Source organism: Enterobacter cloacae complex sp. IR53041 (assembly GCF_049238285.1).
GTDB lineage: Bacteria > Pseudomonadota > Gammaproteobacteria > Enterobacterales > Enterobacteriaceae > Enterobacter > Enterobacter roggenkampii.
In genome coordinates, this window is the sequence record NZ_JBMKHB010000017.1 from 1 (window position 1) to 15,146 (window position 15,146).

The 15,146-nt window shown below is 53.7% G+C and carries 18 protein-coding genes and 1 pseudogene; 7 read left to right on the top strand and 12 right to left on the bottom strand.

Annotated elements, in window-relative coordinates; all coding sequences use genetic code 11:
- A partial coding sequence (locus ACOTXF_RS13320) for an IS1 family transposase (RefSeq protein ID WP_001401901.1) occupies positions 1–80 on the top strand: 80 nt, incomplete at its 5' end.
- Positions 81–301: 221 nt separating this feature from the next.
- On the opposite strand, the pseudogene ACOTXF_RS13325 reads toward ACOTXF_RS13320, so the two are convergent.
- Positions 302–517: pseudogene (locus ACOTXF_RS13325) on the bottom strand (hypothetical protein); the annotation flags it as partial.
- 151 nt (positions 518–668) lie between these two features.
- On the opposite strand from ACOTXF_RS13325, the gene ACOTXF_RS13330 reads away from it, so the two are divergent.
- The gene (locus ACOTXF_RS13330) at positions 669–1,346 is read left to right on the top strand and encodes a DUF2076 domain-containing protein (RefSeq protein ID WP_202324070.1); all 678 of its coding nucleotides are present in this window, start codon (positions 669–671) and stop codon (positions 1,344–1,346) included.
- 119 nt (positions 1,347–1,465) lie between these two features.
- Here the strand turns inward: ACOTXF_RS13330 and ACOTXF_RS13335 are convergent, their stop codons facing one another.
- The 6 genes from ACOTXF_RS13335 to ACOTXF_RS13360 all read right to left on the bottom strand — a co-directional run bounded on the left by ACOTXF_RS13335 (position 1,466) and on the right by ACOTXF_RS13360 (position 6,632).
- Positions 1,466–1,624, bottom strand: coding sequence for a hypothetical protein (locus ACOTXF_RS13335; protein WP_202324069.1), 159 nt, complete (start codon positions 1,622–1,624; stop codon positions 1,466–1,468).
- 1 nt (position 1,625) lies between these two features.
- A complete protein-coding gene (locus ACOTXF_RS13340) occupies positions 1,626–2,342 on the bottom strand; it encodes an ABC transporter ATP-binding protein (RefSeq protein ID WP_008500393.1) in 717 nt (238 codons plus the stop codon).
- On the bottom strand, positions 2,339–3,214 hold the full coding sequence (locus ACOTXF_RS13345; protein ID WP_202324067.1) for an ATP-binding cassette domain-containing protein: 876 nt from the start codon (positions 3,212–3,214) through the stop codon (positions 2,339–2,341). The genes ACOTXF_RS13340 and ACOTXF_RS13345 overlap by 4 nt, the downstream gene beginning before the upstream one ends.
- On the bottom strand, positions 3,211–4,485 hold the full coding sequence (gene livM, locus ACOTXF_RS13350; RefSeq protein ID WP_234115284.1) for a high-affinity branched-chain amino acid ABC transporter permease LivM: 1,275 nt from the start codon (positions 4,483–4,485) through the stop codon (positions 3,211–3,213). The genes ACOTXF_RS13345 and livM overlap by 4 nt, the downstream gene beginning before the upstream one ends.
- A gap of 11 nt (positions 4,486–4,496) precedes the next feature.
- Complete coding sequence (locus tag ACOTXF_RS13355) at positions 4,497–5,411, bottom strand: ABC transporter permease subunit (RefSeq protein ID WP_316937060.1); 915 nt, start codon at positions 5,409–5,411, stop codon at positions 4,497–4,499.
- A 99-nt stretch (positions 5,412–5,510) separates the two neighbouring features.
- Positions 5,511–6,632, bottom strand: a complete 1,122-nt coding sequence (locus ACOTXF_RS13360) for a branched-chain amino acid ABC transporter substrate-binding protein (RefSeq protein ID WP_008500398.1) — start codon at positions 6,630–6,632, stop codon at positions 5,511–5,513.
- 424 nt (positions 6,633–7,056) lie between these two features.
- Here ACOTXF_RS13360 and ACOTXF_RS13365 point away from each other — a divergent pair, with 424 nt between their 5' ends.
- A complete protein-coding gene (locus tag ACOTXF_RS13365) occupies positions 7,057–7,725 on the top strand; it encodes a YecA family protein (protein ID WP_087450107.1) in 669 nt (222 codons plus the stop codon).
- Positions 7,726–7,758: 33 nt separating this feature from the next.
- Here the strand turns inward: ACOTXF_RS13365 and tyrP are convergent, their stop codons facing one another.
- Positions 7,759–8,970, bottom strand: coding sequence for a tyrosine transporter TyrP (gene tyrP, locus ACOTXF_RS13370; RefSeq protein WP_202324065.1), 1,212 nt, complete (start codon positions 8,968–8,970; stop codon positions 7,759–7,761).
- A 229-nt stretch (positions 8,971–9,199) separates the two neighbouring features.
- Between tyrP and ACOTXF_RS13375 the strand changes: the two genes are divergently transcribed.
- Positions 9,200–9,541, top strand: a complete 342-nt coding sequence (locus ACOTXF_RS13375; RefSeq protein ID WP_234115279.1) for a hypothetical protein — start codon at positions 9,200–9,202, stop codon at positions 9,539–9,541.
- Between the two features lie 36 nt (positions 9,542–9,577).
- On the opposite strand, the gene ftnA is transcribed toward ACOTXF_RS13375, so the two are convergent.
- Together ftnA and yecR are read right to left on the bottom strand one after the other, a co-directional pair.
- Complete coding sequence (ftnA, locus tag ACOTXF_RS13380) at positions 9,578–10,075, bottom strand: non-heme ferritin (protein WP_008500403.1); 498 nt, start codon at positions 10,073–10,075, stop codon at positions 9,578–9,580.
- 203 nt (positions 10,076–10,278) lie between these two features.
- Positions 10,279–10,617, bottom strand: coding sequence for a YecR family lipoprotein (gene yecR, locus ACOTXF_RS13385; RefSeq protein ID WP_021240460.1), 339 nt, complete (start codon positions 10,615–10,617; stop codon positions 10,279–10,281).
- Positions 10,618–10,851: 234 nt separating this feature from the next.
- On the opposite strand from yecR, the gene azuC reads away from it, so the two are divergent.
- Complete coding sequence (azuC, locus tag ACOTXF_RS13390; protein ID WP_014884364.1) at positions 10,852–10,935, top strand: stress response protein AzuC; 84 nt, start codon at positions 10,852–10,854, stop codon at positions 10,933–10,935.
- Between the two features lie 107 nt (positions 10,936–11,042).
- Positions 11,043–11,294 carry a DUF2766 family protein gene (locus ACOTXF_RS13395; protein ID WP_008500405.1) on the top strand — a complete coding sequence of 84 codons (252 nt, stop codon included), beginning with the start codon at positions 11,043–11,045 and terminating at the stop codon, positions 11,292–11,294.
- Between the two features lie 42 nt (positions 11,295–11,336).
- Here the strand turns inward: ACOTXF_RS13395 and ACOTXF_RS13400 are convergent, their stop codons facing one another.
- Positions 11,337–12,680, bottom strand: a complete 1,344-nt coding sequence (locus ACOTXF_RS13400) for an anaerobic C4-dicarboxylate transporter (RefSeq protein WP_165556639.1) — start codon at positions 12,678–12,680, stop codon at positions 11,337–11,339.
- Between the two features lie 156 nt (positions 12,681–12,836).
- Complete coding sequence (locus ACOTXF_RS13405; RefSeq protein ID WP_008500408.1) at positions 12,837–13,340, bottom strand: non-heme ferritin-like protein; 504 nt, start codon at positions 13,338–13,340, stop codon at positions 12,837–12,839.
- A 788-nt stretch (positions 13,341–14,128) separates the two neighbouring features.
- Between ACOTXF_RS13405 and araF the strand changes: the two genes are divergently transcribed.
- Positions 14,129–15,118: an arabinose ABC transporter substrate-binding protein AraF gene (araF, locus tag ACOTXF_RS13410; protein WP_008500409.1), complete on the top strand. Its 990-nt coding sequence runs from the start codon at positions 14,129–14,131 to the stop codon at positions 15,116–15,118.
- Positions 15,119–15,146 lie beyond the last annotated feature (28 nt).

Here is a 15,146-nt window from a genome sequence, read left to right on the forward strand (position 1 = left end):
AGTCGCTGTCGTTCTCAAAATCGGTGGAGCTGCATGACAAAGTCATCGGGCATTATCTGAACATAAAACACTATCAATAAGTTGGAGTCATTACCTTAGATTACACATCACCTTGCAACGCTGGTAGCCCCATGGCGCTTCACATCATCATTCTTTAAAAGATTCTCAGGCAGGAAACTGTTCTCCTGTGCTTTTTCTGTGCTCAACGTTATCCAAGTCTATCTATTTACTGCCAATTACAAAAAATAAATAAACAATTACAGCAAAGTTTCGCAATGCATCGCTATATAACTAATTGATTCTAAATAGAATTTAAAATCCCTCGGCGTTCGAGCTGTGTGGGTTCAAGTCCCACTCCGGCTACCATGGGAAACAAAGAATAATCAAAGCAATAAGCAGTGTCGTGAAACCACCGAAAGGCGGTTTTTTTGTGCCTCCAGTTTAGCGCGAAGTGAGCGTACCTCATCGTCATCACGATCGTGCTGTGCCCGGGAATTTGCTGCCATACCAGAACGTTAAGCCTAACTTTCTAATATCAAGCCCGGAAAGCAGGGCGATTTTCAGCTAACCTGCAACCAATCTTAAACAAACATTTCACTCGCCAGACACAGGTTGCCGCTGCTGATAAGCTGGTTGGTATCCACCCTGGAGAGCGGAAGGTTATTGTCATGCAATATGAAGAACAGCAGCTTATCAACGGCCTTTTCGAGCGTCTTAAACAGGCCGGACAACAAAACAGCCAACGGGATGCAGATGCAGAGCGTCAGATCGCTGAATTTGTCAGACAGCAGCCTGCGGCCCCCTACTATATGGCGCAGTCGATTTTGATTCAGGAAGCGGCGCTGAAACGCCTGCAGGCCCGGGTTCAGGAGCTTGAAAGCGAATTAGCCGCGCAAAAAAGCAAACCCTCGACGGGCGGCAGTTTCCTCGGCGGCCTGTTTGGTAGCGGGAAAAGTAACCCGCAGCCTGACAACAGCTGGAATGCCCAGCCGCAACAGCCGCCGGCGCAGGATTACTCTCGGGCGCCAGTGTCGGCTACTCGCGGCGGCGGTTTTATGGCTGGCGCGCTCCAGACAGCGGCTGGCGTGGCCGGTGGCATCGCGCTTGCTGAGATGCTTACCAGCATGTTCCATCAGTCGCGGCCGGAAGAGATCGTGAACATCATCGAAGAGCCGACAATGCCCGTCGGTGGTGAACCGTTTGTCGGTAATCAATACGGCGATGTTAATAACGTCTCTGACACCCGTTTCCTCAACCAGAACGATCCGTTCGGCAGTAATAACGACGTCTGGCAGAACGACGATGTAGATGACGACTACAGCAATGACGACGATAGTTTTATTTAACGACGTTATCGTGAAACCACAGAAATGAAGTGAACCCCGAAAGTTGGGTATCCAACGATTAGGGGTTTTGCGTTTCTGAATCAAAAAAACCTTTGAGGCTAAGCCTGAAGGCTCATAAATCACATTCTTTTTACTATTTTTCTTACTAACAAACCTGTAAGAATTGCCGGAAGCAATCCAAATAATAAGGCGATATCGACTAACGTATCCTCCAGTTCATCTATCCCGTATGTGCCGAAATGATCCATCACGGCATAAGTCCATTCGGCAGGTGTCACATCACACCCCGCCCAAATACGCCTTTCTCACTTCCTGATTCCCCAGCAATTCCTCACCGCTGCCGCTCAGCCGGATCTGTCCGTTCACCATCACATACCCGCGGTCAGACAGCTTCAACGCATGGTGAGCATTCTGCTCCACCAGAAAAATGGTCATGCCGCTGCGGGCCAGCTCGCGCAGCGTCTGGAAGATCTGCTTCACCACAATCGGGGCTAAGCCCAGGCTGGGCTCATCCAGCAGCAGCAGCTTCGGACGGCTCATCAGCGCCCGGGCGATCGCCAGCATCTGCTGTTCTCCGCCGGACATGGTCATCGCGCGCTGTTTACGTCGCTCTTTAAGGCGAGGGAAAAGGTCAAACATGGTTTGCATGTCTTCAGCCGCAAACTGATTGCCGATGGGAATGGTCCCCATCAGCAGGTTCTCTTCCACGGTCATATCGGGGAAGATTCGTCGCCCCTCCGGTGCCTGCGCAATGCCGCCGGACGCAACGTAGTGGGTGGATTGATGGCTGATGTCTTCACCACAGAACAGGATTTGCCCGCTGCGGATACGGGGCTGGCCGAAGATGGACATCAGCAATGTCGATTTACCCGCGCCGTTTGCGCCAATCAGCGCCACGGTTTCCCCCTTATTCACCTCAAGAGAGACCTGCTTCAGCGCCTGAATGACGCCGTAAAACACGTCCACCTCGCGAAAAGCCAGCAGCGGTTCGCTCATAGGGACACCTCGCTCTCATCCGTGCCCAGGTAGGCGGCAATCACCTTTTCATCATGCTGGATCTGCTCGGGTTTCCCCCTGGCAATTACATCGCCGTGGTCGAGCACGATAATGTCGTCCGAAATGTCCATCACCATCCCCATATCATGCTCAATCAGCAATACCGTGATGTCATGATGATCCCGCAGAAAGCGAATAATGCCGCTCAGCTTGTGCGTTTCAACCGGATTAAGCCCGGCGGCGGGTTCATCCAGACAGATCATTTCCGGCCCGGTACACATTGCCCGCGCGATTTCCAGTCGCCGCTGCTGGCCGTATGACATCTCTCCCGCCAGGCGATTGGCGCACTCCACCAGATCCACCACTTCCAGCCAGTAAAAGGCTCTGTCCAGGGCGTCGCTTTCCGCCCGCCGGTATGCCGGCGTATTTAAGATCCCGGCGAGCAGATTACGGTTAACGCGCATATGCTGCGCGACCAGCAGGTTTTCCACGACCGACATCTCGCGAAAAAGGCGGATATTTTGAAACGTGCGCGCCAGCCCGGCACGGTTGACCAGGTGGGTTCCGCCGAACATTTTGTAGAAAAGACGCTGCCCGAACTGCGCGGGGTTAATCCAGTCGCCGGGCTGGAATTTTTGACCGAGGACCTTAATCACGTTGGTCGTTTTATGGCGGGTATTAAACAAAATGTTGCCGCCGGAGGCTCTGTAGAACCCCGTCAGGCAGTTAAACACGGTTGTTTTTCCCGCCCCGTTGGGGCCAATCAGGGCGGTAATGGAGCCGCGCTGCACGTCCAGGTTGACGTCGTTTAGCGCCTTAATCCCGCCAAAATGCATCATCAGATGCTCAACGCGTAATATCGTTTCGTTCATGGTGCGACGCCCTTACGCACGGCAAACCCGCTGCGGTTAATGCGGATCAAACCGCGTGGACGCCAGATCATCATCACCACCATGAGCATGCCGAACAGCAGGACGCGGTACTCGGCAAAACTGCGCAGCAGCTCCGGCGTGACCGTGAGCACAAAGGCGGCCAGCACCACGCCAAGCGTCGAGCCCATCCCGCCCAGCACCACAATGGCGAGGATCAATGCCGATTCAAAGAAGGTAAAGGAGGTCGGATTCACGAACCCCTGATAGGTGGCGAAGAATACCCCGGCAATGCCTGCGGTGGACGCGCCCAGCGTAAAGGCAGAAAGCTTAACCAGAACATGATTCAACCCCATTGAGCGGCAGGCAATTTCGTCTTCGCGCAGGGCTTCCCACGCCCGACCAATCGGCATGCGCGTCAGGCGGTGCTTGATATAAAGCACCAGCATCACCACCAGAAACAGCACCGCGTAGATAAAGATAAACTTCATGTTCGGGTTGTAGGTCAGGTGGAAAAACTCGTGGAAGGGCACGCCGCCTTCTTTTGCGCGTCGCCCAAACTCAAGACCGAAAAAGGTGGGGGGAGGGGCAGACACGCCGTTGGGGCCGCCGGTGAAGGTCAGCCAGTTGTTCAGTATCAGGCGAATGATCTCCCCGAAGCCGAGGGTGACGATGGCCAGATAGTCACCGTGCATGCGCAGTACCGGGAAGCCGAGCAGGGCACCTGCGGCAGCGGCCATGATTGCCGCGAGCGGCAGCATGCTCCAGAAGCCCAGGCCGAGATACTGGTATCCCAGCGCTAGGCCGTACGCACCAATCGCATAGAACGCGACATACCCCAGATCCAGCAGACCGGCCAGGCCCACGACGATGTTCAGCCCCAGACCGAGAAGCACGTAGATCAGCCCCAGAATGGCGACGGTCAGAACATACTTGGTGGCGACAAACGGAAAGCAAATCGCAAGGGTAATCACCAGAGGAATGATCCAGCGCATGCGGCTTTTATATTCCGGTGGCCGGACATAAACACCCGCGCTGTCGGCCTCGAAGCGCGCCTGGAAGCGGGCCCCGGAAGCGGTACCTAAAAAAGCGCTCAACAGAAAACGCCCCGCCATGACGATACCGACCATCCAGGCCAGGCGCTGCCCGGCGAAGGTAAAGCTGTACCCGTCCAGCACCACGCCCGCGATAGGGCCGAAGATAATCAGCGCAATCAGCCCGGAAAAAATTGAATCCAGAATGCAGCGTTTAAGTGAAAAACCGTGTGATGTCATCATTATCTCCCTCACACTTTGGCCACAATCGGGCGCCCGAGCAGCCCCTGAGGGCGGAAAATCAGGATCATCACCAGCAGGCCAAACGAGAAGACATCTTTATAGTCCGAGTTCACCATGCCCGAGAACTGCGCTTCCGCCACGCCCAGGATAAGGCCACCGAGCATAGCGCCGGGGAGGGAACCGATGCCGCCCAGTACCGCCGCCGTGAAAGCTTTAATGCCGATCACGAACCCGACGTAGAAATCAAAGGTGCCGTAATTCATGGTGATCAGCACCCCCGCCAGGCCCGCCATCGCCGCGCCGATGACGAAGACCAGCGAAATAATCCGGTCGGTGTTAATCCCCAGAATGGAGGCCATTTTGCGATCCTGCTGCACCGCTCGGCACATCCGCCCCAGCCGGGTACGGTTGATTATCCAGGTGAGCACCAGCATGCCGGCAAACGAGGCCACCAGGATAAACACTTTGGTGTAGGTTATCTGCACGAACCCTTCGCCCAGATGCAGGCGAATCACGCCGTCCAGCATGGTTGGCACCCATTGCTGGCGCGGGCCCTGGCTCAGCTGCGCGTAGTTTTGCAGAATAAGCGATATCCCGATGGCGGAGATCAGCGGTGCCAGGCGCGTGGAGTTGCGCAGCGGCTTATAGGCGATACGCTCGATGGTCCAGCCGTACACCCCGGTGACCACAATGGTGAACACCAGCGTGCCGAGGATCAGCAGCGGGAAGGACTGCAGGCCGAAGAATGAGAGCAGCGCCAGGCCAATGGCGCAGAGATAGGCGGAAATCATATACACTTCGCCGTGGGCGAAATTAATCATGCCGATAATGCCGTACACCATGGTGTAGCCGATGGCGATCAGGCCGTAGACGGAACCCAGCGTTAAGCCATTGATTAACTGTTGCAGGAAGAATGTACTCATTTTAGCGCGCTCGTTTTATAGGCTGCGCGAGCCGTGCAGCCTGATGTTTATTACGCGCCGACGGGCGAGCCCATCGACGTTGAGCGTGACTCCGTCCCGTTACTCAACTTCCTTATATTTTCCTTTGTCGTCCCACTGGTAAACCACGTAGTCAGAGACTTTCAGATCGCCTTTGCTGTCCCAGGCTTTTTTGCCCATCACCGTGTCGACGGAATTGGCCTTCAGCCACTCGCTGGCTTTGGCAGAGTCCTTGCCGCCGGTGGCCTTGAAGGCGGCGGCAATCGCCTGTACCGAGGCGTAGGAGTACAGGGTGTAACCTTCCGGCTCGAATTTACCGGCGCGGAATTTCTCGATTACCGCTTTGCCGTCCGGGATCAGGCGCGGATCTTTACCGAAGGTCATGTAGATGCCATTGGTATATTGCGGGCCGCCCGCCGCGGTCACCATCTCTTCGTTGACGATACAGTCCCCGGAGAAGAATTTCGCCTGCACGCCCTGCTCACGCATCTGGCGAACCAGCGGGCCGGCTTCCGGATGACAGCCACCGAAGAACACGACGTCTGGTTTTTGCGCGCCGATCTTAGTGACCAGCGCGTTAAAGTCTTTTTCACCGCGGGATAACCCCTCGTACATCACATCCTGAACCCCGCGTTTCGCCAGCGCCGCTTTGGTGGCGTCAGCCAGGCCCTGACCATAGGTATCTTTATCGTGAATAATCACCACCCGTTTGGCTTTCAGCTTGTCGATGATGAAGTCGCTGGCCACCTGGCCCTGCTGGTCATCGCGGCCGCACATGCGGAACATGTCGCTCATGCCGCGTTCGGTGATCAGCGGGTTGGTTGAACCGGGGGTAATAGCGATGATCCCCGCATCGCTGTAAACCTCGGAGGCGGGCATGGTGGAAGAGGAGCAGAAATGACCGACCACGGCGTTGACTTTATCCTGGTCGACTAAGCGGTTGGCCACCGCCACCGCCTGCTTAGGCTCGCAGGCGTCATCCCCCTGAACCAGTTTGATCTTCTCGCCGTTAATGCCGCCGGCGGCGTTAATGTCTTCAGCGGCCTGCGTTGCGCCGTGCCAGTACTGATCGCCATAGGTGGCATTAGGACCCGTGAACGGCCCGGCCACGCCAATCACGATATCTGCCCTGGCGGAAAACGCCGTCACCAGGCAACCGGCCAACACGAGAGAAAGCGGAGTTCTGATAAATTTCAGCGACATTATTATGTTCCTTAGCAAAGAGGTTTTTGCACCACGGCGTAAACCCGAACGCCCGACGGCGCAGCCAATCCGAAACACGAGCAAGAACAAAATGCACTAAACGAACAAGATACAGACGGCATCCTGCATATACGGCGAGGTTTCCCTGCGCAGCGTCGCGCGAAGAACATTAAGCAAAAACGTTGCCAGAATGGTTAACCCATTGACGGGCCTGTGACATGTTTGAGTATAGAGCGCCGCGTTATGCCGCCTTGCGGGAGGAGAAGAAATTACAGCGGAGATCACATATCGTTAACAATAAAGCCCATAAGTTGTGCAAAGGTCACGATTTGCACGTTTTTGCAGCAATAAAGACCTAAACTTCAGCCCGGAGAGGCGTGAGATATGTGTTAGGATCGTTTCCTTTTTATCAGGAGTGTCAGCGATGACTGAAGGCCCATTAAATGAAAGCGAAATGGCGTGGCTTGAAGAGACGTTAATGTCTTACGGTCATGACGATGCGTCCGTGCTTGACGTGTCTGAACTGGACGGCATGTTTACCGCAGTGCTTTCCGGTCCTGTTGTCGTTGAGCCAGATACCTGGCTGGTGGCGGTGTGGGGTGGCGAGAAATACATTCCGCGCTGGAAAAACGATCGCGAGATGAACCGTTTTATCGATCTTTGCTTTAAGCATATGAACGATATTGCCGAGCGCCTGAGCGAATATCCGGACCAGTTTGAACCGATGTTTGGCTATAACGACATTGACGGTGAGAGCTATACCGTGGTGGAAGAGTGGTGCTACGGCTACATGCGCGGCGTGGCGCTGACGGACTGGTCAGCCTTGCCGGACGAGCTGAGGGCCGATCTGGATGTGATTGCGCTGCACGGTAGCGAAGAGATCGGCGACCAGCTGGATGAATTGACCGAAGAAGAATATACCGCCAGCATTGAACGTATTCAGCCTGCGGCGCTGCGCTTGTATAACTACTGGGTGAACAATCCGCAGCAGCCGGAGGTGAAGAAGCCGATGGTGAACGGCACGAAGGTTGGGCGTAACGATCCGTGTCCTTGCGGCAGCGGGAAGAAGTTCAAGAGCTGCTGTTTGCACTGATAAAAAAGGGGCTGATGACAGCCCCTTTTTTCATTAACCCACTTCCGGCAGCATTCCCGCCGCAATCAGTACCTGCACCAGAATAATCACCACCCCACAGCCAAACACAATGCACAGCAGCGGTTTTCCTCCCGCCACGCGGTAACCCTGCTGCGGATGCTGCTGGCGGCTCTTCCACGCCAGCAGGGAAGGGAGGAGCAGGGCAAGGACCGAGAGCGCCACCCCCGCATACCCCAGCGCCATCACAAACCCGCGTGGATAAAACAGCGCAAAGGCCAGCGGCGGCAGGAAGGTGATGGCCCCGGTCTGTAACCGTCCTGCGGCGGTATTGCGGCGCTGGAACAGGTCGGCCAGATAGTCAAACAGGCCAAGCGCCACGCCCAGAAACGAGGTAGCCAGCGCCAGGTCGGCAAAGAGGTGTACCGCCAGCTCCACGTGCGGGGAGGTGACGACCTCGCGCAGCGCCAGCAGAAAACCGTTCAGGCCTGCGTGCTGTGCCATCAGGCCAATAAAGGTTGAAGCGTCGATGCTGCCCAGGGTCACCAGCTGCCAGAAAATGTAGGCAATCAGCGGGATCGCGCTGCCGATAACAAAGACGCGGCGCAGCTTGCGAATATCGCCGTTCATATAGCTGACGATGCTCGGCACGCTGCCGTGGAAGCCAAACGAGGTGAAAATGACCGGGATGGCGGAAAGCGCCAGCCCTTTTTCCAGCGGTAGCGTCAGCAGATTGACCTGATGAACATGCGGTGCCAGCAGGACCAGCATGACAATCAGGAACAGAATTTTGGCGCTGAACAGGAAACGGTTAAACAGATCCACCAGCGATGTGCCAACGCAGACCACGCCGCCGCCGATGAGCGCAAAGAAGATGGCGCCCGTCGCCGGGGTAATGTCAGAGTCAAACCAGTCGTTAACGCTTGAGGCGATCAGCTCCCCGGCCCCGCTGATGTAGGCGGCGGTCAGGGCGTACATCAGGAACATCATGCTGAAGCCGGTTATCCACTGGCCGTAGCGTCCCAGGTAGCGCGCCGCGAGGGAACCCAGACCGGTATCGGCGGGCACATGCTGGTAAACCTCAAGCAACAGCAGGGCGGTGTAGCACATCAGCGCCCAGAGCGTCCCCAGCAGCAGCAGGGTCATGCCAAATCCCACGCCCGCGGCTGCCAGAGGCATTGCCAGCATTCCTGCGCCAATCGTCGTTCCGGCGACGATAAAAATACTTCCCAGAGTTCTGTTTTTCACGCTTTCCTCTACAACGCTTCTTAACCGCGACAAAATCTGCGGCGCAGAGTAAGGGAAAAGCCGTAACTCGTCAAATCACCGTTACAAGAAGTGTAATGAATATTTTACACATTAATATTCCTCTGACCCTTTATAGGCTTCCGCCTACTACATGAGGGCAATGTTGCTGAGCAACATTTCGGCGTAACGTAAACAATAAATATAAATTATCAAATAAAGTGAGGGTTTTATGGCGGGGGAGAATCCTTTTACCGCGGCATGGAGCCGTGGAGGCAACCTGTTGTGCCATGGCCACTGGATAATCCACTGGCAGAACCAGCCCCTGATACTTCCGGAGTCCCGCCGCGAAAAAGATATGGGCACCTGGGGAATCTATTCGGTTATTGATCCTGAGGATGAGACCTTTGCACAAGGCTTACAGGAAGATGAGTGGATCATAGCGAATGTCGACTGGTTGACGGATATGTATTACGAGAGGGGTATTGCGCTGGAGACGGCCAGCTACCGCTATTTTTACCAGGCCGTGAATCCCCACGACTGGCGCTGTACCAGCTGCGCTGGGTGTATGTAAATTAACGCGGTGCAGGGAACCCGCACCGCGTTGAAATTAATTCTGCGTATCCAGCGTGGAAAGTTCTTTATCAATAAAGTAAAGACCTTCGCCTGATTTCCCCACCAGAGATAATTTATCCAGCACGGATTTAAACAGCTTCTCTTCTTCATGCTGTTCGGCGACATACCACTGCAGGAAATTGAAGGTTGGATAATCCTGGCTGGTCATCGCGGCATGAACCAGTTCGTTAATTTTCTGGGTGATCAGCTGCTCGTGCTCGTAGGTGGCGCGGAACAGTTCATCGAGAGAATTATATTCAGCAAATGGGGATGCCACGGTTTCAATGCGCGGCAGGCTGCCGGTATCCGTCAGATAATCAAACAGACGCTGCATGTGCGTCATCTCTTCCTGCGCGTGACGACGCAGAAACGCGGCAGCGCCTTCGAAGCTGTGATAGCTGCACCAGGCGCTCATCTGCTGGTAGAGAAGGGATGAATACAGCTCAAGATTCATTTGTGCGTTGAGCTTGTCGATCATTTCAGTTTTCAGCATGGTGGCGCTCCGGGTTATTATTTCTGGTTCACAATGAGCGACACTATAATTTGTTATTTAATTATTTGCAAAACGTAAAATATTTATTTTATTTATTTATAATACGAATGGGAATAAAACGCATTGGCGATTTTATCATTTATTAATGAGAATTGTTTTTGTTCGTAATGAAATAAACTGCCAGCCTGCGCTGGCAGTCTGGATTAATACCACGGATTGTTTGACTTAGGGTTCACGGCATAACCCATACATTTATACTGGATAGTCACGCTCTCGTTCAGACACAACGAGCCGCTAATGAGGGTGCAGGTTTTAATGGGCTGACCATAGGCTGAGGCCGTGGCATACCCCATGCTCTGACACGCTTTTGCCGCCGTACCGTTATTCACATACTCATCGGAATACGCATTTTGCAGCGCTGCCTGACCGTAGTTAAGGCGGACGATGCCGTTCGGCGCATCGAGGCTGCTGACTTCAGCCTGGCGGTTAATGCTGCACCCCGCGAGCAGGAGGAGTGTGCCGGCTACAATGACTCTTTTCATGGTTCGCTCTGAGTGGATGGAAATACGTTATCGTACCCGCAGATGCCCGCCGCAATGGCTGGAATAGCCGGACAATCTGCCCTCACTCTTCGCAACGGGTCGATGGTGAACGCGATCAGACCCCACCCTGATTAAATTGTGATTTCTATCACGAAAACATTGATTTTTGTGATGGTGGTCATATTATAAGCGCATTGACGATAAAGTTGTATAACAAGTTGATGGAGCATCACTGTGAAACTGCGCAAAATCCTGAAAAGTATGTGGGCCAATTACTGCCGCACGTTCAAAGACGTGCCGCCGGGCGCCATGTTCTGATAAAAAAACCTGCTTCGGCAGGTTTTTTTATACCTGCAGACGTTGAAGGGAAGATGTCAGGGGGCGTGTTTTGATACTATGGCGGCCTTTAAATAAGGAGAAACCCCATGTCACAAAACCTGAGCGCCGATCAGGAACTGGTCTCTGACGTTGTCGCCTGCCAGTTGGTTATCAAACAAATCCTGGATGTTCTGGACGTGATTGCGCCGGTTGAAGTGCGCGAGAAGATGTCTACCCAGCTGAAAAACATCGATTTCGCCAGCCATCCTGCTGCCGCTGACCCGGTAACGCTTCGTGCGATCCAGAAAGCCATCGCGCTGATCGAGCTGCGATTCACGCCGCAGGGTGAGTCCCACTGACGCAGGGAAATGGGCGACGGCGTGCGTCGCCCTTTGATGTTATCAGAAGAACGTCTGGACCAGCAGGTAGCTCGCGGCACACGCGCAGCTTACCCCAATCAGCCCTGGCAAAATAAAGCTGTGGTTGATGATAAATTTACCGATGCGGGTCGTGCCTGACCGGTCAAAGCCGATGCAGGCCAAATCGCTGGGATAGGTCGGCAGGACAAAATAGCCGTAGGACGCCGGGAAAAAGGCGATCAGCATTTTCGGGTCGATGCCCAACATCAACCCCATCGGCGCAACCGCCGTCAGCGCCGCCGCCTGGCTGTTCACCAGTTTTGACACCAGAAACAGCACAATCGCATATGTCCACGGGTGGCTTTTCACCACGCCTTCCAGGGCCAGCTTTAACTCGTCGAGATGCGCCTGGAAAAAGGTATCGCTCATCCACGCCACGCCGAATACCGAGAAGATCGCAACCATACCGGCCTTGAACACCGCGCCGTTGGAAATCGCGGAGGCATTGACTTTACAGGCCATCAGCATCACGGCACCCGCAATTAACATCATCATCTGGATGACAAGGTTCATCGACAGCGCCGTCATTTTGCCTTTCAGTTCAAAGGCGGGGCGCAGCTCAGGGAAGGCCCCCAGCAGAACGACCACGGCAATGCCGGCAAAGAAAATCCACGTGGACCAGTAGGCCTGTTTTGGGAAACGCTGATTCATTAACGTCTCTGTTCCGCCATAGATAAACTCGCGCTGCTTAGGATCTTTTAGCTTTTCCTGAAACTCCATGTCGTCCGCCAAATCTTTCCCGCGCCGTAAACTCCACAGTGCAGCAATAGCCACGCCGAAAAGTGAAGCGGGAACCGACACGGCGAGAATTTCCAGAATTCCCCACGCGTGGCCGATCCCATGCTGGGCCGCCAGGATGGACACCAGCGACACGACGGCAACGGAAACGGGGGAGGCCGTGATCGCCATCTGCGACGCGACCGATGCTACGGCCATAGGGCGCTCCGGGCGGATCCCTTTTTTCAGGGCGATATCCGCAATAATCGGGAACATGGTGTACACCACATGGCCGGTGCCGCACAGAAAGGTCAGCATCCATGTGGTAACCGGGGCGAGCAGGGTGATGTGCTGCGGGTGTTTGCGCAGCAGGCGTTCCGCAAACTGCATCATGACGTTGAGACCGCCCGCCGTTTGCAGGGTAGCGGCACAGCCGATCACCGCGAGGATGGTCAGCATGACGTCAACCGGCGGTTTACCCGGCTGCAGACCAAAGACGAAACATAAAATAAAAAGACCAATACCGCTGATTAACCCAAGCCCCATACCGCCGAAACGCGTACCCGTCAGCAGGCAGAGGAGAATGACAACAAACTCAATGGTGATCATGATGCTCCCTCGTCAATGATTATGTAATTAAATAAATCATCACACGTTGTATGGTTAATCATTGGGAGCCAGATCTGATTTGTTAAATTTCAGCAAAAGCAGAAGGTTGGAGAGGGGAAGGGGACCTGCTCCCCGGGACGGAAGCAGGCCAAAAACTCAGTGGTGCTGCACCGCCACAATGTCGAGCAGGTGACGGTCGGTTTGCTCAGGACATAAGCCTGCCTGCTGCGCGTTATGCAGCTCATCCGCCAGCGTCTTCAGCAGCAGGCCATCCTGCTGCTGCTCTTTATCCATATCGCGTAAGAATCTGAGCGTCGTAATGTCCTGCTGCGCTTTGGCTTCATCGGCCAGTTTGTTGAGGGTGCTGCAGCGTTGTTCATACTCTTCAAGCGTTTTCTGAAACAGTTCTTCCAGACAAGAGTAGCTCTCGTTTATCCCATCAAGGGCTTTAACGACAGGGTTTGCCCCGGCAGCTTTCAGGAAGTTAAAAACGCGCATCATATGGGTGACGTTACTTTGTGCCTGAGAGCGAAAGAAGGTGGCAGAGCCCGTGAGGCTATTCTCAGCGCACCAGGCACTTAAGTGAAGGTGCAGGTTGGAGGCGTAGAACTCAAGGTTCATCTGCGCGTTAAGTTTTTGCATCATCGTTTGGGTAGCCATACTCATATCCTTATTGACGGTGGGACGTGATGTCCGTTGCTTAACCTGAGCACCAGGCAAGTACGAAGAAAAAGAGCAGAAATACGCTTTCTGCAGTAAACGAAGTCGACCGAAATTCACTTCCTGTGTTCGATATAAATAAGCATACCCTTGTCTTTGGTTTAAGAAAACTCTTAAATTGGCTGTGTTTACCATACATTACAAACTTTAATATAGTACAGAAATACAATTAGCTCGCCATAGATCAGTGTTTAGATAATCCTCTGATAATCAACATTTTTTATCGAAGAGATATGCTGTTACTCTTTCGGGAATATTAAACCGTAATAATGCTCTGTAAAAAAATGAATCACGGATTAATTATTCCGTATATCAGGTGCATTAATAAAATTGCGCTAAATCAAATTCTGTGGAGTAAATAATTTTCAATGCGTGTGGCATTTTTGATGGAAAACATACTGCACTTTTCTGACGTCCGGGGTTCTCGTGCCCGATCCGGGGCATCAGGGATATCTTAGCTAATCTTATGGATAATCCTGCTTACCCTCATTTCATTTGTCTGACAAATAATGCCTTTTTTATGTCATTTTTCGCTGAATTTATGTACGCAATTACTGTAATTCTGAGGTGTGATGGGGCTCTCTTATGGATGATTAATTTCCCGCTAAAACTATCACCAGCAATAACGCTTATAACGAGGTAAGCGCTAATGCCTTGTTTTAAGTCCGATTAAATAAGAAGCACGCACATATTCCCTACAGAAAAGAAAGCTAAAGCTGGAGTTTACCATGCACAAATTTACTAAAGCGTTGGCGGCCATCGGTCTGGCTGCCGTTATGTCACAATCCGCTATTGCTGAGAATTTAAAACTCGGTTTTTTGGTAAAACAGCCCGAAGAGCCCTGGTTCCAGACGGAGTGGAAATTCGCCGATAAGGCCGGGAAAGATTTAGGTTTTGAAGTGATTAAAATCGCCGTGCCTGACGGTGAGAAAACCCTGAACGCCATCGACAGCCTGGCGGCCAGCGGTGCGAAAGGTTTCGTTATCTGTACGCCGGATCCAAAGCTGGGCTCGGCCATCGCGGCAAAAGCCCGCGGTTACGACATGAAGGTCATTGCCGTTGACGATCAGTTCGTGAACGCCAAAGGCAAGCCGATGGACAGCGTCCCGCTGGTAATGATGGCCGCGACAAAAATCGGCGAACGTCAGGGCCAGGAACTCTATAAAGAGATGCAAAAACGCGGCTGGGACGTCAAAGAGACCGCAGTGATGGCTATTACAGCGGATGAGCTGGACACGGCGCGTCGTCGTACAACCGGGTCAATGGACGCGCTGAAGGCGGCCGGTTTCCCGGAAAAACAAATCTACAAAGTCCCAACCAAATCTAACGATATCCCGGGCGCTTTCGACGCCGCCAACTCCATGCTGGTTCAGCATCCGGAGGTCAAACACTGGCTGGTGGTCGGCATGAACGACAACACCGTGCTGGGCGGCGTGCGCGCGACGGAAGGTCAGGGCTTCAAGGCACCTGACGTAATCGGGATTGGCATCAACGGCGTTGACGCCGTCAGCGAGCTGTCCAAAGCGCAGGCCACCGGCTTCTACGGCTCACTGCTGCCAAGCCCGGACGTTCACGGCTATAAATCCAGCGAGATGCTTTACAACTGGGTCACCAAAGGGGCTGAACCGCCGAAATTTACCGAAGTGACCGACGTGGTGCTCATCACCCGAGACAACTTCAAAGAGGAGCTGGCGAAAAAAGGACTGGGCGGGAAGTAATACGCGGTGATTGTGCCCCTCATCCTGC